Origin of the sequence: Kribbella shirazensis (assembly GCF_011761605.1) — a bacterium.
GTDB lineage: Bacteria > Actinomycetota > Actinomycetes > Propionibacteriales > Kribbellaceae > Kribbella > Kribbella shirazensis.
The window spans coordinates 3979252-3999750 of sequence record NZ_JAASRO010000001.1; the positions used below are offsets into that span (position 1 = coordinate 3979252).

The following is a 20499-nucleotide window of genomic DNA, read 5'->3' on the forward strand; positions in this document are numbered from 1 at the left end:
TCAGGGCCCCCGGCGCGCTTGCTGATTCTCTCCGTACGGAGCTTGCACATGACTGTGCACCCCTTTGCCCGCCCCATCGGCGCGCAACATCCCCGTGTCCGTGACCTGCTCGCGCTGCGCAAGGACGGTTCGCCCGGCCGGATCATGGTCGAAGGCACCTGGGAACACGACCGCCTGCTCACCACGAGCGCCACGGTCGAGACCTTCTTCTGGTGCCCCGAGGCCGGCAGCACCGATGTACACCGCGTCGCCGAACGCGCCCAGGAGGTGTACCGGATCTCGGAGAAGCTGCTCGCCCGCCTCTCCCGCAAGACCCGCTCCGACGGCCTGATCTCGATCGCCCGGCTCCCGGAATGGCGGCCGCAGGCGCTCCGCTTCACCAGCCAGTCGCTGGTCCTGGTGGCCGACGGCGTCGAGTACGCCGGCAACCTCGGCACCCTGATCCGTACGGCGGACGCCGCCAAGGCCGACTGCCTCGTCCTGACCAGCAGGCGCGCCCGTCCGACGCATCCGGCCGTGTACTCCGCGAGCCGCGGCACCGTCCTCTCGACGCCGATCGTGGAGTTCGACGACATCCCGTCCGCGGCGGCGTGGCTGCGGAGCCACCGGTTCCGGGTCCACCTCGCGGACCCCGCGGCGACGGGCACCTATCGCGTTCCGCAGTACGACGGGCCGACCGCGTTCGTGGTCGGATCCGAGGGGGCCGGGTTGTCGCGGGCGTGGCACGACGAGGGGTTCGACGCGGTGTCGATCCCGATGCTGGGTCAGGCGGACTCGCTGAACGTGGCGCTGTCCGCGGGGATCCTGCTGTTCGAGGCGCGGGCTCGGAAGGAGGGGTGGTGACCCGGCACAACGGCACCGGCAGAATGGCACCGACAAATGGCGCAGCACCCGAGCAGAAGGAGCAGCCGTGCCGTTCGAGCCAGGCGAGGTCGTCGCCCCGTCCGATCCGCGCATCGTCCTGGAGGGACAGTGGGGACACCAGCCCGGCGTGGCGATCACCGTCAACTCCGGTTCGCGGATCTCGTTCTCGTACGCCGGTGAGCGGGTGCAACTGCTCTTCGACACCGACGGCCTGACCGTCGCGCCGCACCTGTGGATCACGGTCGACGACGGCGAGCCGGCGCTGCACGTGATCGAGGAGCCGGTCGTCGAGCTCGAAGCGCCCGACGGCCGGCACCAGGTCGAGGTCGTGGTCAAGGACGTGAACGAGCACGTCAACCGGTGGAACCCGCCGTTCGAGTGCGCGGTCGTGTTCGCCGGCCTGGTGCTCGACGTGAAGACCCGCCTGCGGTTGAGCGGCCGGCCGGGCGGGCCGCGGCTGGAGTTCTACGGCGACTCGATCACCCAGGGCGTGCTGTCGCTGAGCGAGCACCCGGAGTCGGAGGGCGCTGACGGTACGGCGTCGTACGCCTATCTCACCGCGCGGGCGTTCGGCGCGACGTCGTACCAGGTCGGGTTCGGGAGCCAGGGGATCAGCAAGCCGGGGAACGGGGAGGTGCCGGCGGGCGTGGACTCGTTCGGCTGGAACTTCGCCGGGTCACCGGCCGAGCGGGTCGAGCCGTCCGACGTCGTGGTGATCAACCTCGGCGTGAACGATCCGACGCTGGAGACCGAGGAGTACGCCGGCTACGTCCGGCGCGTGCGGACGGCGTACCCGTCGACGAGGATCGTCGCGCTGACACCGTTCAACGGGAAGCACGCGGACACGATCCAGGCCGCGGTGAAGTCCCTCGACGACGCGAACCTTGTCTGTATCGACTCGACCGGCTGGATCACCGAGGACGACTGCACCGACCTCGTCCACCCGACGGTCGCCGGCCACGCCAAGATCGCGGACCACCTGATCGCGGAGCTGGAGGAGCACACCTCGCTGCGCCGTCGCGGATAGGTTTCTCCTTCTATCTATGACAAAAACGGTCGCCGCGCAACAGACTGTTCTTCGGCCTCCCGGGCGTCCAGACTGAGGGCGTCGAGAGGAGCAGTGCATGGTGACAGCGGGCGATGTCGAGTCGGCGACCGAGTGTGTGGTGCAGGCGCTGCTCCCGGCGGCGGACGCCGATTGGGGCGTGCGGGCCGGGACGATCGAGTGGAGCTGCCGGACAACGGCGGAGCACATCGGTCAGGCGCAGCTGCACTGGGCGTCGCAGCTCGCGGTGGGTGCGCGGACGCAGTACGTCCGCTGGTCCGCGCGGGCGCAGGAGCTGGCTCCGCCGGCCGGCGTACTCGATTTCGTCGAGGCTGCGGGGCGGATCCTCGCGCTCGTCGTGCGCTCGAGCCCTGCAGAGACGCGGGCCTTTCATCCGTGGGGGATCGGCGATCCGGAGGGCTTCGCCGGCATGGCGTGCGTGGAGTTGCTGGTGCACGGTCAGGATCTGGCCGACGGGTTGGGCTGCTCGCTGGAACCGCCCGCTGACCTGTGTAATCGCGTGCTGGCGCGCCTGTTCCCGCACGAGCCGCGGCGGGACGACGATCCGTGGCTCGAGCTGCGTCGGCTGACCGGGCGTGCGGCGGGCGCACCCGAGGCGTGGAAGTGGCGGCCGACCCCGCTCGACGAGCCGTGGAACCCCGCGCCGGAGCCCGAGCCGATGCCGTTCGTCCCGCTGCCGGCTGGAGGATAGGCCCAAGCCACCGCCTTAGAGGAGATCCTGAGGGTCGGGTGTGGGCGGGCGGGTGAGGGTCCAGTCGCTGAACTGTTGGTCGAAGCGGTACCAGAGGCCGTCCTTGCCGAGGCGGAGTTGGACTTTGGCCGCGGTGACACGGTTGGCTTCGACGGTGGCGTTGGGGAGGGCTGCCACGGCCTCGGTCAGGTCGTCGGGGTCGACGTCGTGCGGGTCGTCGATGGTGACGGCCAGGCCGCCGGGGCCTGCTTGGCGCCAGGCGGTGGCCCAGGTCGTGAGTTGGCGGGCGGAGATGCCGGCGCGGTGCGCGAGATCGGCGAGCTCCGGCGTACCGAGGAGGTCTGCGGCTCGTCGCGCCAGATCCTGCTCGAACGTGAGAGTCAGGTTGGGGTCGCCGGAGGCCAATGCCCACGCGCGGCGGGCCGCGTCGGCGGCCAGGGCGACCAGGTCGCGTACGTCGACGCCGGAGGATCGGGGTGGATCGAGGACCTTCACCGCCGCGGGCACGCCGGGGGCGTTGAGCGGCCGGGGTGGTGCTGGGACAGGAACCACGACGGGCGCGTCGTCGGCGGGGAGGCGAGCGAAGGCGGCGATCGCGGGGATCCCGGGAGGTGGGGGAGTGCGGGGCGGAGCGGGCGTGCTCGTTCCGCCGCGGCGAGAGCGGAGGGCCGCCAGGAGCTCGTCCTTGCGTCGGCCGCGGAGGAGCAGCAGCGCGAACGGGTCGTCATCCAGCGCATCGGCCACCAGGTAGCAGACAGCCGCGGAATGCTTGCACGGTACGGCGAAGTCCGGGCAACTGCAGTTCGTCAGTACCTCGCCTGCGCCGGGCAGGAGGTCCAGCCCGGCTGCCCGTACGTCGTCCACGACCTCCGGCGGCAGCTCACCGTCGAGCAGCGCCGCCACGCGCCCGATCTGCGCCGACACGATGTTGAGTACGGCGTTCCACTCGTCCGTCGAGAACGCGCGGATCCGGACGGTCACCTGGTACGGCGTGACGCGGCTGCCCTGCACGACCGCCTCGACCTCACCCGGGCTGACCGTCAACTCGAGCACGCTGCCGCGCCGCGCGTACGAGCGTCCGCGCGACAACCGCCCCGGATCGAGCCGGGCCCGCTGCTCCAGCGCCTCCAGCCACGCCCGACCCCACCAGGTCGCCCCGAACGTCCGTCGGCTGCCCGGCCCCCTCGCCGCGGGCAACCCGGCGTCCTCACCCTTCCGCCGCCACGCCTGCCACGGCACCCGATCGTCGTCAGCCATCGGATTTCCCCACAGCAGAAGGGTTGTACGCGCTGGCCGACCCGGATCGAGCCGGCCGGGTGGACAGCTCGACGAGCTCGGACAGCTCCGCGTCGGACAGCTCGCTGAGCCACGCTTCGCCCGACCCGACGACGGCATCGGCGAGATCGCGCTTGGCATTGATCACCGTCGCGATGCGGTCCTCGAGCGTGTTCTCGGTGACGAGTCGATGCACCTGCACCGGACGGTCCTGGCCGATCCGGTACGCACGATCCGTGGCCTGGTCCTCGACTGCCGGGTTCCACCAGCGGTCGTAGTGCACGACATGCGTGGCGCGCGTCAGCGTCAGCCCGACACCGCCGGCCTTCAACGACAGCAGGAACACCGGCGCCGCCCCGGATTGGAACTGCTCCACCATCTGCTCGCGTTTCCGCACCCCGATGCCGCCGTGCAGGAACAGCGTCCTGACCTGGCGCGCCGCCAGATGCGCCTCGATCAGCCGGCACATTTCGACGTACTGACTGAAGATCAGCACCGACTCACCCTCGGCCAGGATCACGTCGAGCAGCTCGTCCAGCGCCGCGAGCTTGCCGGACCGCCGCTCGAGCGGACCGGGCTCGTGGAGGAACTGAGCCGGGTGATTGCACACCTGCTTCAGCTGCGTGAGCAGGCTCAGCACGAGCCCGCGCCGCGCGATTCCTTCCGCCGACTCGATCTTCGCGAGCGTCTCCTTCGCGACGGCCTGGTAGAGCGTGGCCTGCTCGGTGGTCAGTGGAACGACGACGTCGCGCTCGGACTTGCGCGGCAGCTCCGGGGCGATCCCCGGATCGCTCTTACGCCGCCGCAGCAGGAACGGCCGCGTGACCCGGGCGAGCCGCGCGGTCGCCTCCTCGTCGTGGAACCGCTCCACAGGTACGGCGACGTCGTGGCGGAACCGGTCGAGCGTCCCGAGCAGCCCCGGCGCCGACCAGTCGAGGATCGACCACAGCTCGGACAGGCGATTCTCCACCGGTGTGCCGGTCAGCGCGATCCTGGTTGCTGAAGGCAACGTCCTGAGCGCGCGGGCGGTGCGCGACAACGGGTTCTTCGCGTGCTGCGCCTCGTCCGCGACGGCCAGGCCCCACGCGATCTCACCGAGCAGACGGTGATCCTGGCGTACGACGCCGTACGTCGTGAGCACGACCTCGTCGGGGGCCAGCTCACCGAGCGTCCGGCCGGGGCCGTGGTAGCGCCGGATCGGTACGTCGGGGGCGAACCGCTCGAACTCGCGCTCCCACGTGCCGAGCAGCGTCGACGGGCAGACGACGACGGTCGGGCCGCGGTCCTGGAGCTGGAGGTGCAGGGCGATCACCTGGATGGTCTTGCCCAGGCCCATGTCGTCGGCGAGACAGCCGCCGAGGCCGAGATTCGCGAGCTGCGCCATCCAGGCGACGCCGCGGCGCTGGTAGTCGCGGAGCGTGGCCCGGAGACCGACAGGATCGCTGAACGGCGCGGGGTCCTCGGCCGAACGCAGCCGGGCGAGCATCTGCGCGAGCGAACCGTCCGCCTCGAACGGGACGAGCTCGCCGTCGACGTCGATCGTCCCGGTCAGGGCGGCACCGAGCGCTTCGGCACCGGTGAGCTTGCGGGTGGCGCCGTTGCGCAGTCGCCGTACGACGTCCTGATCGACCCGGATCCAGCGGCCGCGCATCCGGATCATCGGGCGCTTGGCCTCCGCGAGAGCGGCGATCTCGGCCTCGGTCAGGTCCTGCCCGTCGAGCGAAGGGCGCCAGCGGAACGCGACCAGCTCGTTCAGGCTGAAATCGGGCCCGGTGACGGCGCCCGGGGCCGGGGTCGCGACACTCGCCCGGAGGGTGAGCTCACCGGCGAAGAGCTCGGCCGGCCAGAGCACCTCGATCCCGGCACCCTCCAGCGCCTCGCTCCCTTCGGCGAGCTCGTCCAGGGCGACGTCGTCGATCGGGATCTCTTCCGGCGCGGCGTCCCGCAGCGCCGCCCCGAGCGGCGGCCAGACCCGTGCACCGCGGCGCAGGCCGAGCAGCAGATCGGTCTCGGCGCGCTCGCCCAGCGCGGCCAGCACGGCGGCCGGCGCGTTCCACAGGTCGGCGACATCCACCAGCAGGCTCGGATCGAGCCCGCTCCGCAACTGCAGGACAGCCCGAAAACCGTCCGCGTCGGGGGGAACAGTGTCGGCGTCAGTGTCGCTGCCGGTGTCGGTTGCGGGCGGTTCGATGCGGAGGACCAGGCGGGTGCCGGCTTGTTCGGTGAGGGCGGTTTCGTCCAGCCAGGTTGTGGGACCGGGGAGCGGCGTGGGCTCGGTGGCGGCGAACGGGGCGGCGCCGGGGCGGGTGGCGACGGCTGCGGCCGGCGTGCGGACCAGGGTGTCGGCGAGGGCGTCCCAGAACGCGCGGACGAGCTGCTCCGGATCGACCAGCCGCACCGGCCGGGTGCCTTCGATCGGCAGCGCGTGCCCGTACGCCGGCAGGGCCGCGCTGAGGTTCCGCAGCCAGGCGTGATCGATCGGATCGAGTGGCGCCACCCGCCAAGCGCCGTACCCCTCCGGACTCAGATCCGGCACAAGCCGCCCTCGTCCGATCAACACCAACCCAGCCAGCCCGGCCGCCCGCCAAGCCGCCCAACTGCCGGCGCCGGGCTCGCCGGCACCGTTCGTGCTCGCGAGGCGGGTCAGGACTTCCTGCATGGTCAGGAGGCGGGCCGGGACCGTGCTGCGGCGGACCGTGGCGCCGCGCGGGAGGACCAGCTCGACGGTGCCGTCCGCGGGCTCCTCGGACAGGTCGCCGTACAGCGCCAGCCGGCCCGCGCGGGGCGGGTCGGCGGGGACGAAGACGGCGTCGAACATGCCCCGCAGAGTACGCCGCAGCACCGACAGAACTTGACCTGAACCAAAGTTGAGGTTGCACGCTCGGAGGCATCTGACGGATCAACCCGAGAGAGTAGATATGCGTGCAGCAGTTGTGACCGCGTTCGGTGGGCCGGACGTGATCGAGACCCGTGACCTGCCGGATCCCGAGCCGGCTGCCGGTGAGGTGCTGGTCGAGGTCGACACCGCGGACATCATCTTCGTGGAGACCGCGATCCGCCGCGGGCAGCACGGTGGGTTCTTCGACGTGGAGCCGCCGTACGTCCCGGGCAGCAACCTCGCCGGACGCGTCCGCGCGGTCGGCCCCGGCGTACCCGATGAATGGATCGGCAAGACCGTCGTCGGCCGGGGTGTGAACTTCGGTGCGCACGCCGAGCTGGCCCGCACCACGACCGACCTCGTCGAGGTGCCGGCCGAACTCGGGCTACGGACCGCCGTCGCGGTGTACGGCGACGGTTTCACGGCCCTCATGCTCGAGGAGCTCGCACCTCCGATGACCGGTCAGGACGTACTGATCACCGCATCGGCCGGCGCGATGGGTCTGCTCCTGATCCAGCTCGCGCACCACGCCGGCGCACGCGTGATCGCGGCGGCCCGTGGCGAGGAGAAGCTCGAGCTCAGCCGCGTCCAGGGCGCCGACGTACTCGTCGACTACAGCAAGCCGTCCTGGGAGAAGTTGGTGCTAGAGGCAACGAACGGTCAAGGCGCGAGCATCGTGTTCGAAGGCGCCGGCGGCGAGCTCGGCACGACCGCGTTCAGTGCGACCAAGGACGGCGGCTGGTTCTCGGCGCACGGCGCTCCGAGCGGCGGCTTCGCAGGTATCGACCCCGCCGAAGCCGCACGTCGTGGCATCACCGTGAAGGGCATCATGGACCTCCGCGCCGACTCGACGACCACCGCGGTCACGGGCGCCGACGTGATCGCCCGCGCCGTCGCCGGCGACCTCGTCCCGGTCGTCGACAAGGTGTACGACCTCGACCACGTGGCCGACGCGCACCGGGCCCTCGAGGACCGCACCCTGCGCGGGAAGGCGCTGATCAGTGTCCGTCGTTGACCGACGTGTCGGAGTGGTGCTCCGACTCCTCTGAACGATCGATGACGGCCGGCGGGTTCGGGCGGGCGGAGACGATCTGGTTCCGCCCGGACCGCTTGGCCGTCAGCAGCGCGTCGTCCGCGGCGAGCACGAGCTGATCCATGGTGGTCGCGACATCCGGGTACACCGCCGCGCCGAACGAAGCGGGTACGCCGTCGAGTTTCGCCGTACCCCCGTCCGCCGTGCTGACCGTGACGGTGAGGTCCACGAGCCGTGCCCTGATCCGCTCCGCGATCTCCAGCACCTCGCTCTCGAACGCGCCCGGCAGCAGCACCGCCAGCTCGTCACCACCGACCCGCGCGACAAGATCGCCGTGCCGCACCTCTGCACGGATGGACTCGCCGACCGCACGCAGCGCCTCGTCACCAGCGGGGTGCCCGTACGTGTCGTTGATCTCCTTGAACTTGTCCAGGTCCAGCATCAGCAGACCGACAGTACTGCGCAGCGTGTCGGCGCGGGCCAGCTCCGCCGGTACTGCGCTCGCCCAGTACGACGACGTGGCCAGACCGGTCTTGTCGTCGACACCCGCGGCCCTCTGGTACTGCGGTAGCAGCAGGTCGCGGTGCAGCGCCAGGACCGTCACCATGAGCACCGGAACGACCCACGGGTACGACGTCTGGACCGCAGCGATCGCCACACCGAGCCCCAGGCCGGCGCATACCACCAGCTGATCGGACAGCTCACCGAGCGCATCACGTGCGGTGGCGTCCGGACTGGACAGCAGGATCGCCCCGATCACCAGCGCGTAGTTCACCAGCCACCAGGTCGCGGCCGCGGCCAGGACCACCAGCAGCGTCCAGAAGCTCGTCGGCACGCGCGGAGCGTCCAGCAGACCACCGGCACGCAGTACTGCGGCCGCGGCAGCGCTGGCCAGGATGTACGTCGAGGTCGAGAACACCTTGCGGTGCGCGACGGTCCGGCCGTACACGCGGAACCAGGAGTAGGTGTAGGCGAGAACGACCAAGGGGATGACCAACGACAGCGGCAGCAGCAGGAGCGCCGCGAAGATCCACAGGCACTTCAGATTCGTGTGCGGGGAGGTGTTCGCAGCCATCTCCCGGCGGCGCTCGATCCCGCGCGCGCACTCCAGGTGCAGCGTCGAGGCCACCGCCAGCACGACGAACGCCACCCACTCCGCGTGCCGGATGCCGGAATTCGGGCCGCTGACCGTGCTACGGACCGCGAGTGTGGTTATCGTCACCGCAATCAAATCAACCGCGACTACATAAGCCAATGCGGTCCTCGGCAACGACCAGAGCTTCCATTGCCGGGGTGGCACCCAGTTGCTCCGACCGATCAGAATCATCATGAGCCTCACACGCGGTCGACCTGAGCGGTTTATGTGTACATCGTAACGGGCCGTTCACGGCAGGTCACCCCGGCGTCCGGGGCATTCCACCAGTTGGTCACTCCAGAAGGGTCGAAATCATGCAGAAGTCAGCGCACGTCAGCGGCACCGGCAACGACTGGTTCACCGGCGGCAACGACTGGTTCCATGGGGGGAACGACTGGTTCACCGGCGGCAACGACTGGTTCACCGGTGGCGGTAACGACTGGCTCCGCGGCGGGAACGACTGGTTCGCGCCGACCACCGCCAAAGGCGGTAACGATTGGTGACGAAAGGTAAATCTTTACCTTTCTCTTACATTCCGGAGCAGTTGTTCACAGGCTAAACCCGGCGGCTCGGATATTTATCCTACCGTGATTTCCGCGGAATCGTCGCCGTTTCGGCGGGCGCGCGCCCAGGCCGCGCCCGCCGCAGCCGCCAGCAATGTCCCCGCGGCCCCCATCACAGCGAGTGCGCCCGATGCGCCGAATGGTTCGGCGAGCACTCCGGCGAGCAGAATTCCGAGGCCCTGGCTGCCTTTCAGAGCGGTCCCCGCGACCCCGAAGGCCTGTCCGCGCTGGTGGTCGGGCACCGCCTGCACGAAGGCGGCGCTGGTCGGCAAGTGGTACGCCGACGCGGCGCCGGAGACTGCCCAGAGGCAGAACGTCGCGACCGGTCCAGGCTGGAACGCACAGAACATCAGCGGCAGACACGAGGCGACGGCCAGCGGACCAAGCAGCTTCAGCCGCCGCTCAGGCGCCCACAGCGTGATCAGCCACATGCCGACGACGCAGCCGGCCGGGCTGGCGGCCAGGAGGAGCCCGGCGGTTGTCGCGCCTCCGCCGATGTCGTGGGCGTACGGGACCGCCAGGCCCTCGACGGTCACGTAGAACCCGGCGATCGTCGCGAGAAGCACCAGCGTCCGCAATTTCGGCGTACGGGCGACCAGCGAGAGGCCCGCGGTCAGATTGCTCAAGTAGCCGTCCGATGGCGCATCAGTGCCACTCGTGGGTGCTGGGCGAGGGCGGACGCCGGCTGCGACCAGGAGGGCGGACAGGACGAACGTCGCGGCGTCGAGCAGCAGGCCTCCGGACGTACCGACTGCGACCACGACAGCGCCGCCGAGCCCGAAACCGAGCACCTGGCTGAACTGCACGACCATGTCGTTCGCCGCCTTGCCGAGCACGTAGTGATCGCCGGGCAGCACAGCAGGCAGTGTCGCTCCACGAGCCGCGTTGAACGGCGACCCGAAGGCCTGGAGCGCGACCAGCAACAGGATCACCGCGAGCAGCGGAAGGGCCTGGATCGCCATACAGGCAACGAGAATCGCCCTCGCGAGGTCGGTGACGATCATCACGCGGCGCCTCGGGTAGCGGTCGGCGAAGCCGGCCAGCAACGGCCCGAACAGCAGGTCCGGAATGTAGGTCAGCGCGTACGTGAGCGCCGTCAGCCCGGCGGAGGCGGTCCGGTCGAACACCAGCACCGACAAGGCGACGCGGGCGAGCTGATCGCCGGCGACCGAGAGGATCCCGGCGAGGAACAGCGCCCGGAACTCCGAGTGCCCGAAAACGTCCCGCCATCGTGCTCGCTCCACCACCCCAACCGACATACCTCCGACGTTAACCACAATCCGTGGCCCCACACCTCCCGAGCGTGTTCGAGACCGTGTCGTTCACCACCTTTCGCGACTCATCAGTGCCAGATCGGGGGACCCGGTGGCGCGCGACTTGGAGGGACGTTCTACTCTGGAGATCTCCGGTGGCGGGGTCTGGGCGGGGCGGCCCCGACCCTGCCACCGGGCTCTTCTTTGTGCCCCTTCTTCGTGGCCCCCTTCTTGGCGTTGTGGGCGCGCCGGAAACTGTCGGTGCGACCCGATAGCGTTCTCAGTGCCAGGGGCGGCTCCTGGACGTGCTTCCTTCTCCTTCACCAGGCCAAGTAGCGCGTCCGCTCTCCGCCCCTGGCGCCTTCTGCCAGGAAGCACGTCAGTGGGGAGACGCGATGCCGGACCAACCAGCGGATCCGCGGGCCGCCGTCCTGCTGCGTCGCCGCCGGCTCGTCGACGCCACCGCCCTCACCCCGCCGGTCCGGCGCTCTGCCTGGCAGTGGTTGCGCCGTCCGCTGACGATCCAGGCGGGCCTGTCCGCGCTCCAGGCCGACCTGATCCACCGCGGCCTCCTGCTCTCGGTCGGCCTTTATCGGTACTGCGCTTCGCTCTCGGCGCCCGCACTGGCCGGCTTCGGGGGCGCCCTGCTCGACCTGCTCGACGCCGAGTCCGGGTTCGACACCGAGCACACCCCGCTGTTTCGTGGCTTCCCGGAGACCGTGCCGGGCAACACCGAGACCTTCTATGTGAACCGTGTCTTCGCCCGCCTGCTGCAGGAGCCCGACCAGCCCTGCGTGCTCTGCGGCGACACGACCTCGGTGCATGCGGTGTCGCCGTGCGCGCATCTGGTGTGCCGCACCTGCTGGGACGGCTCCGACTTCAGCGCCTGCCCGCTGTGCCTGCGGCGCATCGACCCGAAGGACCCGTTTCTCAAGCCGTCCGCGGACGAGGAGCAACCGGCCCACATTCGGTCGGAGCGGTTGCGGCTGCTCTCACTGGCCACGGCCGACTCGGTTCGCCAGACCGTGGAGGCGTTGCTGGCCCGGCGCGCGCCGCTGTCGGCCTCGGACCGCGCGGACCTGCAGCTCCTGCTCGACGGCGCCGTACCGGCCTGGCTTCCCGAGGACATCCCGGTCCGGGAGACGCGGGCGCTGGTGATCGCGCATTTCCTCGCCGACGACCCAGACCTCATCGATCGCGCCGACACCGCCACCGACGTACTGCGGCTGGTCTACGCGCTGATGGACGCCGACCCCGGCCTGCGGACGCCGCCCGCCCGGCGGAAGTCGTTGCCACGGGCAACGCGGCGGCTCGTGCTCGGGCGTCTCGACCGGCTGCCGATCGAAACGCTGGTGGAGGACATGTTCCGCCACGAGCGCGCCTGGAAACGGGTCGGGGAGAACCTGCATCCCTTCGAGTTCGCGACCCGATTCCCGGTGGCTGCGCTGGCGTTCGCGATCCTCCGGCGGACCGACCTCGACCTCGGGACTGCGGCCGGCCGGGCGGTGGCGGGTGAGGCGTCGCGGCATCCGCTGGTGCGGGTGGAGGACGGGCGACTCGTGATGAGCACGTTCGGCTCGCGCCTCGAGGGGGCCTTGGTGCAGGGCCGGCCCGAGCAGGCGCTCGATCTGTTGCGCCAACGCCCGGGCGAGCTGGTACGGCGCCTTGTGCAGCTGGCGCGTGCGCTGCCGCCGGAGCAGCACCCGGCGCTCGTCGACGCTCTGCTGACCGCGGTGTCGGACGTGTCGCCGACCGTCATCACGGCCGCGCTCGGCCAGGTCCGGACTCCGCCGGGCGATCTGCGGCTGTTCTTCCCGCGGGGCGGGACCGCCCGGATCTGGACGCGGGTCGACGAGCGCGAGCCGTTGCCCGCCACGCTCGCCGCCGAGCTGTCCGGCGTACTGGTCGGGGAAATGTTGCGTCGGGCAACGGAGCTGCCGCGGTGGCGGCGGGTGTTCCTGGACGAGGAGCTGTCCCGGCTGGCCGCGCCCGGTTCGGAGCGGAGCGCGTCGTCGAGTCTGCGGCGGATGACGCGGGGGAGCGCGGTGCCGATCCCGCAGGACGAGTTGCTGCGGTTGTTCCTGCACTGGGTCGAGCCGCGTGGGCGGCGGATCGATCTCGACCTGTCGGTGGCGGTGTTCGACGAGGAGTGGGCGTTCGTCGGGCTGTGCGACTACACGCGGCTGCGGTTCGACCAGGACGCGCTGGTGCATTCCGGCGATCTGACGTCCGCGCCGGGGCCGGACGGGTCGACGGAGTTCGTGGATCTGGATCTGCGGGCGGTGCGTCGCGTGGGCGGTCGTTATGTACTGCCGGTGGTGTTCAGCTACAACGACGTACCGTTCGACGAGTTGGAGCGCGGGTTCGTCGGCGTGCTGCGGCAGCCGTCCGGGTTGTTCGATCCGGCGGCGGTCGAGGAGCGGTTCGACCTGGCGGGGCCGGCGAAGATCCTGCTGCCGTTCGGCGTCGACCTGCACACCAAGGAGCTGCGCTGGTACGACGTGAACCTCGGCGCGGCCGGTTACGGTCACAACATCGCGAAGAACGGCGGGCATGTCGGGCTGATGGCGGCGACGCTGGAAGAGGTGCACGGGTCAGGCGATCGGGTCAGCCTGTGGGAGATCTGCTGCTGGCACGCGGCGGCGCGGGCGGACGAGATCGTGGTCCGGTGCGCGGACGGGTCGGTAGTCGGTTACCGGCGCAGTCCCGGGGAGGAGTTGGCGGAGTACGCGCGCCGGGTGACCGCACGACTGGAGCCCGACCGCACCTGTGACGAGGACGCCGCCGCCGGTTCGGATTTCGTCGCGGTCCTCGCCGGCGATATCACCCCGCGACGCGGCGCCGAGGTCTACGCCCTGCACCCGCGCCTCCTCGACGCGGCGAGCGTCTCCCTGATCGACGCACCACACCTACTAGCCACCCTCGCCCCCGACACGCGTGCGAGGGCAGGCCTCCGAGCACTCTGACGCTGCGCCCGCCCGACAGGCGAGCGTGCCGGCATGGTCGTCGGGCGGTCGGGCTGGTGCGGTGGGGAGCTGGGGCGCGCGAGGTGGGTGTGGTGGGGAGATGGGTGTGGTGCGGGGTGTGGTGCGGGGTGGGTGTGGTGGGAGGAGTCGCGTCCAGCAGAGCGGTGTACGACGTGGTGGCTGGTCGAGGTGGGTGCCGACCGACAGGACGTACCCACTCACCGCCCGGCGACCCAGCGGCTGTCCCGCGTGCGGCCGACGGCCGTGCACGTATACGTCCTGTCCCTTCGGTCCCGTCCGGTTTCGACCACGTCCACGCTCGCCAACACCCCACGCCCCGAACTGAACGGCATTGGGGATGGGGTGTCAGCGGAGGTGGGGCGGACGGGTGGATTCTTGACAATTGGGTGACGGAGGTGGGTTCGGTGCTATGGCGGGTTGCGGTGCAGGAGTACAACGGAAGTAACGCGAAGGGAGCCACGCATGACGTACGACGTGGTGGTGCTCATCGAGCGGGAGATGAGTGAGGGCGACGCGCGCCGCGTTGCCGCCCTGTACGCAAAACACGAGGAACCTGTCGAATACCACCTGCTGATCTCCAGTCATCAGGAGAGCGGCTTCGGTGGACCGCTGGCGTTGCTGGGGTCGACGTTCGCGGATGTCGCCGGTCTGACCGGACCGGCGCCTGGAGTCGGTGCCGGGGTGTCCGGAGGTGGTTCCGGGACCGGTCCGGCGGCGGTGCCGTCGGCGCGGAGCGGCTCGGAGGCCGGCGCTACCGGTCCGGGGCGAACACCGACGGCGGTGCTCGCGGACCCGGCGGTCGATCTCGCCTCGGTGATCGAGCACAGTGCCCGGCATCTGCGGGTGGCGAGCGGTTACCCGGTGCACGTCTCCATCACGCACGGCGAGATTCTGGTCGCGCTCATGCAGATGGTCCGGGCGACGAACAGCCACGAGGTCGTCGTGGTCGCCTGGCCCGAGACCGCGGCCCGCTTCCTGTGCTCCGACTGGACCACGAAGGCCCGCAAGGTCCTCAAGGTGCCCCGAGTCCGAATCGTCGAACACGACACCTGAGCCGACAACTGAAGCAGCCCGGCCGGCAGAGGCCGGTCGGCTAGACAGTGCGAGTCGCTCCGGGTGACGCGGTCACGGTCGGTGACCAGCTCGGCGAGTGCGGAACTCCGGCACCAGCCGGCACCCAGCCACACGTTCACGTGCAGGTGACCGACTCGACGCACTGGCCCACTGCCCGGGGCCTGCCCATTGCCTTTCGCCGAGGGCAGCCCGGAGGGAGCAACCCCGTCGAAGCGTCGTGGATGCCCGCAGAATCGGAGATCGTTGACGCCGGGACCTCCTAGGGCAACCTCGGCCGGAAGGGGTGGAGTTCGTCGTCTCCTTGGTGTACGACGCCGTAGCTGGACTCAGGCACCTCGTTCCAGGCGCCGGGCAGGTCGCCGAGCGGCTCGGAGACGATCAGCCTGGTGTCTTCGGAGACCGTCTGGAAGACGGGGTTGTCGGGGTACAGCTGCCGCATTGTCTGCATCTTCGTGCTGTAGAACAGTGAGCGTGAGCGGCCCTCGCTCGAGTAGCGGAACGCCCAGACTGCTGACCCGTTGGAGGCTCCGATCGTCATCTGAAGCGGGTTGGCGATGCCGTGGCCGGCGGCGGCTGCCTCGACGAAACCGACCATCTGCTCGACCGCCGCGTGCGGATCGCCGTCGAGGCCGAAGGTCAGCGCCAGGAAGAACATCACTTCGGAGTCCGTCGATCCTTCCATCGCCGGGTACAGCGACGGGTCCACCGCCAGCACCAACTCGCGCTTGATCTGAGAGAAGTCTCGGATGGCGCCGTTATGGACCCACAGCCACGACCCGTGGCGGAACGGGTGACAGTTGGTCTGCTGGACAGCTGTGCCCGTGGAGGCTCGGATGTGGGCCAGGAACAGCGGCGACGCGACGTGGCCGGCCATCTCGCGCAGGTTGCGGTCGCTCCAGGCCGGGCCGACCTCGCGGAACACCGCCGGGGCCAGGCCCTCGCTCCCGTACCAGCCGACGCCGAACCCATCCCCGTTGGTCGTCTCGACCCCCAGCCGCGAATGCATGCTCTGGTCGATCAGGGAGTGGGCGGGTTTGTAGAGCAGCTCCTCCAGCAGGATCGGGGAACCGGAGTAGGCCAGCCAGCGACACATGCGCGACTCCTTCCTATCCACGGCCGCGAAGGTCTCCTGCGCGTCCCGCATGGTTCTGGGCACCGAAGATCACCAGGACAGTCGGCGATTCGCGGACCCGATCACGCAGGCTTGAAGCCAGTTTCGCGCTGAAGTGGCAAACGCCGCAAGCTCGACTGCCCTGCCCGCCATGCTGTCGATCCACGAAGGAAGCCACCGACGCGGTCGGTGCAAGTGGCGGGCGACCTGCTGGTGCAGGCGGGGTGTGGCGAGCGGGAAGCCCATGAGCCCCGGCGCCCGACGTCTGACGGTTGCTGTGGGCATCGTTCATTCGGCACGGTAACCACAGGCCGAGCAGCCGATCCAGTGATTTGCACCTTGTTGCCGAGCTGGATCAATGCGGCGCTGGATCAGTCAGGGACGTAGGGGGACGCGCATCGGCCTGGCTGCCTTGTCGCGCCACCTGGAAGCCAGACGTGACGCCGGCGCCTGAGCGCCGGCGTCACGATCTTTTCGATTGGGTCGTGTCAGTTGAGGTAGAGGCCGTCACCGGCTGTGGATTGCCTGCCCGGGTCGGTGATGATGTCGTAGTCCTCGTTCGGGCCGTCTGTGATGCCGTCGTGGTGTGTGCGGCGGCCTCGGGCAAGGACGCGGATCAGGTGCAGGCCTGGTGTGGTGGGTGTGTAGATCAACGGTGTCGATCCGCCCCCATCAGTGGCACGAGCCGGCTCAGGTTGTCGGTTGGTGGGGGAGGCGGACCTGGACTGTGGTTTCGCCTGGGTGGGAGGTGATGGCGATCGTGCCGCCGTGGTGTTCGGTGATGATGCGTTGGGCTATGTCGAGGCCCAGGCCGGTGCCTTTGCCGACCTCCTTGGTCGTGTAGAACGGCTCGAATGCGCGTGCCGCGACCTCCGGCGGCATCCCGGCGCCCGTGTCGGTGAACTCGACGACGATCCGCTCCCCGTCGGTCCGGGTCGTGATCCGCAACGTGCCGACACCGCCCATCGCGTCGACCGCGTTGTCGATCAGGTTCGTCCACACCTGGTTGAGCTCACCCGCGAACGCGTCGATCCGCGGTACGTCGGCGCCGTACACGCGAACCACCTCCACCCCGTCGCGGAGCTTGTGCCCGAGCATCACCAGCGTGCTCTCGATGCCTTCGGTGACGTCGATGGTCTGGATCGAACCGCGGTCCATCTGCGAGTACGAGCGGACCGCCGCGACGAGTTCGGTGATCCGCCGGGTCGACTCCTTGACCTCGCCGAGCAGCGTTGTCGCGGCGAGTGTGCTGGCCACCCACTCCAGACCGGCCTCCAGCGCATCCCCGAGTACGACGGACGCACGCTCGCACCACTCCACACCGGCCCCGGCAGCCGCGAGCGGCGGTGCGATGAACCAGGATCGCTCCACCCCGTGGTCGTCGAGCCAGTCCGAGATCGTGGTCTCGTGATCGGCGAGGTCCACCGGATCCGGTGCCGCCGTCCCCGCGCCGAGCTCGAGCCGCAGCTCGTCGAGGGCACTGAACTGCGCCGCGGTCGCGTCGCCCTCCGCGAGCCCGCGCAACGCGGACAGCAGCGTGCCGCAGGCGGTGTCGAGCGCGCTGACCGAACGCGCCGCCGCCGCGGCGGGATTGTTGATCTCGTGCGCCAACCCGGCCGCCAGTGTGCCGAGCGTGATCAGCGACTCCCGTTGCCGCGCCGTCGACTCGATCGCTCGCGCGGTGCCGTACACGCCCTTGATCAGATGCCCCGCGAGCGGGAACCAGTCGTCGATCCGTTCCCGCAGTACGTCGGCCGGCACCCGCAGTACCCGTCCCGCTTCGAGCCCGCGGCCGCTGGCGAGGTACAGCCCGTGCTCGTCCCACGCCCGGAACCCTCCCGCCCAGCGGCCCGGGACGTCCATCTTGCCCATCACGGTGTCCTCGCGGCCGATCTTGCGGTGCAGCGTGATCGCGCCGTCGACGAGTACCCACCAGAAGTCCGCGGGCTCGCCCTCGTGGAACAGGTCGGCGCCGGGCACGATCGGCACCTCGGTGCTGCCCGCGATCAGCTCCGCGAGCTGTGGATCGCTGACCCCGGCGAACAGCGGGATGTCTCGCAACTCCGAGGTGTCCATCAGATCGTCGCCAGGTAGCGGTGCACGAGATAGATCGACATGGCGCCTTCACCGACCGCGGACGCCACCCGCTTCATCGAGTCGAGCCGGACGTCGCCCGCGGCGAACACGCCCGGCATGCTCGTCTCCAGCGCGTACGGCGGCCTGGGCAGCGGCCACCGGTTCTGCGCGACGAGATCCGGACCGGTCACGACAAAACCCAGGTCGTCCCGGACGACGGAGTCGCCGAGCCAATCGGTCCGCGGGATCGCGCCGACGAAGATGAACAGCCAGCTCGCGAGCACCTCCTCGACGCGACCGGACCTGCGATCGGCGAGCGTCAACCCTTCCAGATGACCGTCGCCCCGGCAGCCGACGACCTCGGTTCGGCAGCGCACCTCAATGGTGGGCGCCTTGGTGATCTTGTCGATCAGGTACCGCGACATCGAGCTCTCGAGCGATTCGCCGCGGACCAGCAGCACGACGCGCTTGGCGTAGCGGGCCAGGTTGAGTGCGGCCTGGCCGGCCGAGTTCGCGGCGCCGACGACGTACACCTCGTCGTCCTGGACCTGACTCGCCTCGCTGGCGGTGGCGCCGTAGTACACGCCGCGGCCGGTGAAGCCGGCGAGGCCGTCGACGTCGAGGCTGCGGTACGAGACGCCGGTCGCGACGATCAGCGAACGGGCCTCGATCTCGCCGGAACCTTCGAGCAGTACGGCGTGCACGGGGCCGCGGGACTCGAGGCCGACAACCGAGCGGGCGACCACCATCTCCGCGCCGAACCGGGACGCCTGCGCGACGGCGCGCTGGGCGAGGTCGGAGCCGGTGAGTCCGCGCGGGAAGCCGAGGTAGTTCTCGATCGCGGCGCTGAGTCCGGCCTGACCACCGGGGGCCTCGCGTTCGACGATCACGGTGCTGAGGCCTTCGGACGCGGCGTAGACACCGGCGGCGAGACCGGCCGGTCCGCCGCCGACGATGCACACGTCGTACAGCGGCTGCTCGGCGCGGGTGCGCAGGCCCAGCGAGGAGGCGAGGTCGAGTGTGCCGGGGGAGCGCAGCGTCTCGCCGTCCGGGATCAGGACGAGTGGGAGGTCGTTGTCCGCGGCGCCGGCGAGGTCTGTCAGGCGCCGGCCTTCGGCGTCGCGCTCGACGTCGTACCAGCGGTACGGGACGTGGTTGCGGGCCAGGAACGTCTTGATGTCGTGCGCGCGGTCCGACCAGCGGTTGCCGACGACGCGGACGTCGGAGGTGTGCTCAGGGTTGGCGTGCCGCCAGTCGTCGAGCAGGTCGTCGACGACCGGGAACAGCTGGTCCTCGGGCGGGTCCCAGGGCTTCAGCAGGTAGTAGTCCAGGCCGATGTCGTTGATCGCCCGGATCGCGACCTCCGTATCGGCGTACGCGGTGAGCAGCAGGTACTTCGCGCTCGGTGCGTGCTCGCGGGCGCGTTCGAGCAGCTCGATACCGGTCATCCCGGGCATCCGCTGGTCGGTGGCGATCAGCGCGATCGGCTGGCTGCGCAAGGCGAGTTTGGTCAGGGCGGCGAGGGCCTGGTCGGCCGAGTTCGCGCGGACCACCAGGTAGTCGTCGCCGTACCGGCGGCGCAGGTCCCGGGAGATGGCCGCCGAGACCATCGGATCGTCGTCGACAGTGAGAATCGCAGGTTTGCTCACGCGGTGCCCCCCACAGCAGTGAAGCGATCCCGTCAGCATGCCACGGAACTGGTCAGTCCTCTACGAGCGCCCGCAAGGTTTCCTGGTCGGAGTCGGGCACGTACCCGGCGTAGTAATCGAACATGTTCTGGCGCGCCAAGCGGGCCGCCGCGTGACCGTCGCCGTCGCGGATCGCGTCGACGACCTCGGCGTGGTGGTGCAGGGACTCGAGCATCAGGGCGCGGCTGTTCGGCGCGTGCGCGATCTTGTCGGCGATGAGGCCGAGTACGACGCCGCGGACGACCTCGTTGCAGGTCTGGATCAGCGAGTTCCGGCTGATCCGCGCGATCAGCTCGTGGAACGCGAGATCGGCCTCGCTGAACGCGGCGAAGTCGACGTCGATCGCGTTCCGCATCGCCACCAGCGTCGCCTCGAGCTCGTCCAGCTCCTCCGCGGTCCGCAGCCGGGACGCGACCTGGATCGCGGCGCCGTCCATGATCATCCGGAACCCGATCAGCTCGCTCAGGGTCAGCTGGTCGACCCGCGCCAGCCGTGCCATCTGTTTGCGGAGCGCGGACGCCGAGAACGGCAGGATCTCCGGCCCGTTCGGATCACCCGGACGGGAGCGGACCACGCCGTTGCTCTCCAGGACCCGCAGGGCCTCGCGGACGGTCGACCGGCTGACCGCGAACTGCGTGACCAGTTCCCGCTCGCTCGGCAGCCGCTGGCCGGGGGCCAGGTCGCCGCGGGCGAGTGCGTCCTCCACCTGCTCGACGATCCGCTGGTACGCGCGCACCGGCTGCACAGGCGTGAACTTCGGCCCTTTGGTCATCCGGCACACCCCCCAATCGCTTGACAGGTACCT

Annotated in this window: 16 protein-coding genes; 7 read left to right on the forward strand and 9 right to left on the reverse strand. The window is 70.1% G+C overall.

Annotated elements, in window-relative coordinates; genetic code table 11:
- Positions 1-48 precede the first annotated feature (48 nt).
- The 3 genes from BJY22_RS19470 to BJY22_RS19480 all read left to right on the forward strand — a co-directional run bounded on the left by BJY22_RS19470 (position 49) and on the right by BJY22_RS19480 (position 2621).
- Positions 49-843, forward strand: coding sequence for a TrmH family RNA methyltransferase (locus BJY22_RS19470; protein ID WP_167208733.1), 795 nt, complete (start codon positions 49-51; stop codon positions 841-843).
- A gap of 67 nt (positions 844-910) precedes the next feature.
- Positions 911-1891, forward strand: a complete 981-nt coding sequence (locus BJY22_RS19475) for an SGNH/GDSL hydrolase family protein (protein WP_337758784.1) — start codon at positions 911-913, stop codon at positions 1889-1891.
- Between the two features lie 97 nt (positions 1892-1988).
- Entirely contained in the window at positions 1989-2621 is a 633-nt protein-coding gene (locus tag BJY22_RS19480; protein ID WP_167208735.1) for a maleylpyruvate isomerase mycothiol-dependent enzyme family protein, read from the forward strand.
- Between the two features lie 15 nt (positions 2622-2636).
- Here BJY22_RS19480 and BJY22_RS19485 read toward each other — a convergent pair whose 3' ends face one another.
- Together BJY22_RS19485 and BJY22_RS19490 are read right to left on the reverse strand one after the other, a co-directional pair.
- Positions 2637-3878 (reverse strand): SWIM zinc finger family protein, encoded by a 1242-nt coding sequence (locus BJY22_RS19485; RefSeq protein ID WP_167208736.1) that lies wholly within the window; start codon positions 3876-3878, stop codon positions 2637-2639.
- Positions 3871-6714, reverse strand: a complete 2844-nt coding sequence (locus tag BJY22_RS19490) for a DEAD/DEAH box helicase (RefSeq protein ID WP_167208738.1) — start codon at positions 6712-6714, stop codon at positions 3871-3873. Before BJY22_RS19490 ends, BJY22_RS19485 begins: the two co-directional genes overlap by 8 nt.
- A 100-nt stretch (positions 6715-6814) precedes the next feature.
- Here BJY22_RS19490 and BJY22_RS19495 point away from each other — a divergent pair, with 100 nt between their 5' ends.
- Positions 6815-7789, forward strand: a complete 975-nt coding sequence (locus tag BJY22_RS19495; RefSeq protein WP_167208740.1) for a zinc-binding dehydrogenase — start codon at positions 6815-6817, stop codon at positions 7787-7789.
- Here the strand turns inward: BJY22_RS19495 and BJY22_RS19500 are convergent.
- Entirely contained in the window at positions 7773-9029 is a 1257-nt protein-coding gene (locus BJY22_RS19500) for a GGDEF domain-containing protein (RefSeq protein ID WP_337758785.1), read from the reverse strand. The two genes, BJY22_RS19495 and BJY22_RS19500, sit on opposite strands and share 17 nt — an antisense overlap.
- A gap of 227 nt (positions 9030-9256) precedes the next feature.
- Here BJY22_RS19500 and BJY22_RS19505 point away from each other — a divergent pair, with 227 nt between their 5' ends.
- Positions 9257-9445, forward strand: coding sequence for a DEAD/DEAH box helicase (locus BJY22_RS19505; RefSeq protein WP_167208745.1), 189 nt, complete (start codon positions 9257-9259; stop codon positions 9443-9445).
- Between the two features lie 74 nt (positions 9446-9519).
- Here the strand turns inward: BJY22_RS19505 and BJY22_RS19510 are convergent, their stop codons facing one another.
- Entirely contained in the window at positions 9520-10764 is a 1245-nt protein-coding gene (locus BJY22_RS19510) for an MFS transporter (protein WP_167208747.1), read from the reverse strand.
- 389 nt (positions 10765-11153) lie between these two features.
- Here BJY22_RS19510 and BJY22_RS19515 point away from each other — a divergent pair, with 389 nt between their 5' ends.
- Together BJY22_RS19515 and BJY22_RS19520 are read left to right on the forward strand one after the other, a co-directional pair.
- A complete protein-coding gene (locus BJY22_RS19515) occupies positions 11154-13724 on the forward strand; it encodes an MXAN_6230/SCO0854 family RING domain-containing protein (RefSeq protein WP_167208749.1) in 2571 nt (856 codons plus the stop codon).
- A gap of 483 nt (positions 13725-14207) precedes the next feature.
- Complete coding sequence (locus tag BJY22_RS19520; protein WP_167208751.1) at positions 14208-14798, forward strand: hypothetical protein; 591 nt, start codon at positions 14208-14210, stop codon at positions 14796-14798.
- Positions 14799-15078: 280 nt separating this feature from the next.
- On the opposite strand, the gene BJY22_RS19525 is transcribed toward BJY22_RS19520, so the two are convergent.
- The 5 genes from BJY22_RS19525 to BJY22_RS19545 form a co-directional block, all read right to left on the reverse strand.
- Positions 15079-15912, reverse strand: coding sequence for a class II glutamine amidotransferase (locus BJY22_RS19525; RefSeq protein ID WP_167208753.1), 834 nt, complete (start codon positions 15910-15912; stop codon positions 15079-15081).
- 506 nt (positions 15913-16418) lie between these two features.
- On the reverse strand, positions 16419-16583 hold the full coding sequence (locus tag BJY22_RS19530) for a hypothetical protein (protein ID WP_167208755.1): 165 nt from the start codon (positions 16581-16583) through the stop codon (positions 16419-16421).
- 37 nt (positions 16584-16620) lie between these two features.
- Positions 16621-18006: a sensor histidine kinase gene (locus BJY22_RS19535; RefSeq protein ID WP_167208757.1), complete on the reverse strand. Its 1386-nt coding sequence runs from the start codon at positions 18004-18006 to the stop codon at positions 16621-16623.
- Positions 18006-19655 (reverse strand): NAD(P)/FAD-dependent oxidoreductase, encoded by a 1650-nt coding sequence (locus BJY22_RS19540; protein ID WP_337758786.1) that lies wholly within the window; start codon positions 19653-19655, stop codon positions 18006-18008. The genes BJY22_RS19535 and BJY22_RS19540 overlap by 1 nt, the downstream gene beginning before the upstream one ends.
- Before the next feature lie 52 nt (positions 19656-19707).
- On the reverse strand, positions 19708-20466 hold the full coding sequence (locus BJY22_RS19545; RefSeq protein WP_167208760.1) for a FadR/GntR family transcriptional regulator: 759 nt from the start codon (positions 20464-20466) through the stop codon (positions 19708-19710).
- Between the last annotated feature and the right edge of the window lie 33 nt (positions 20467-20499).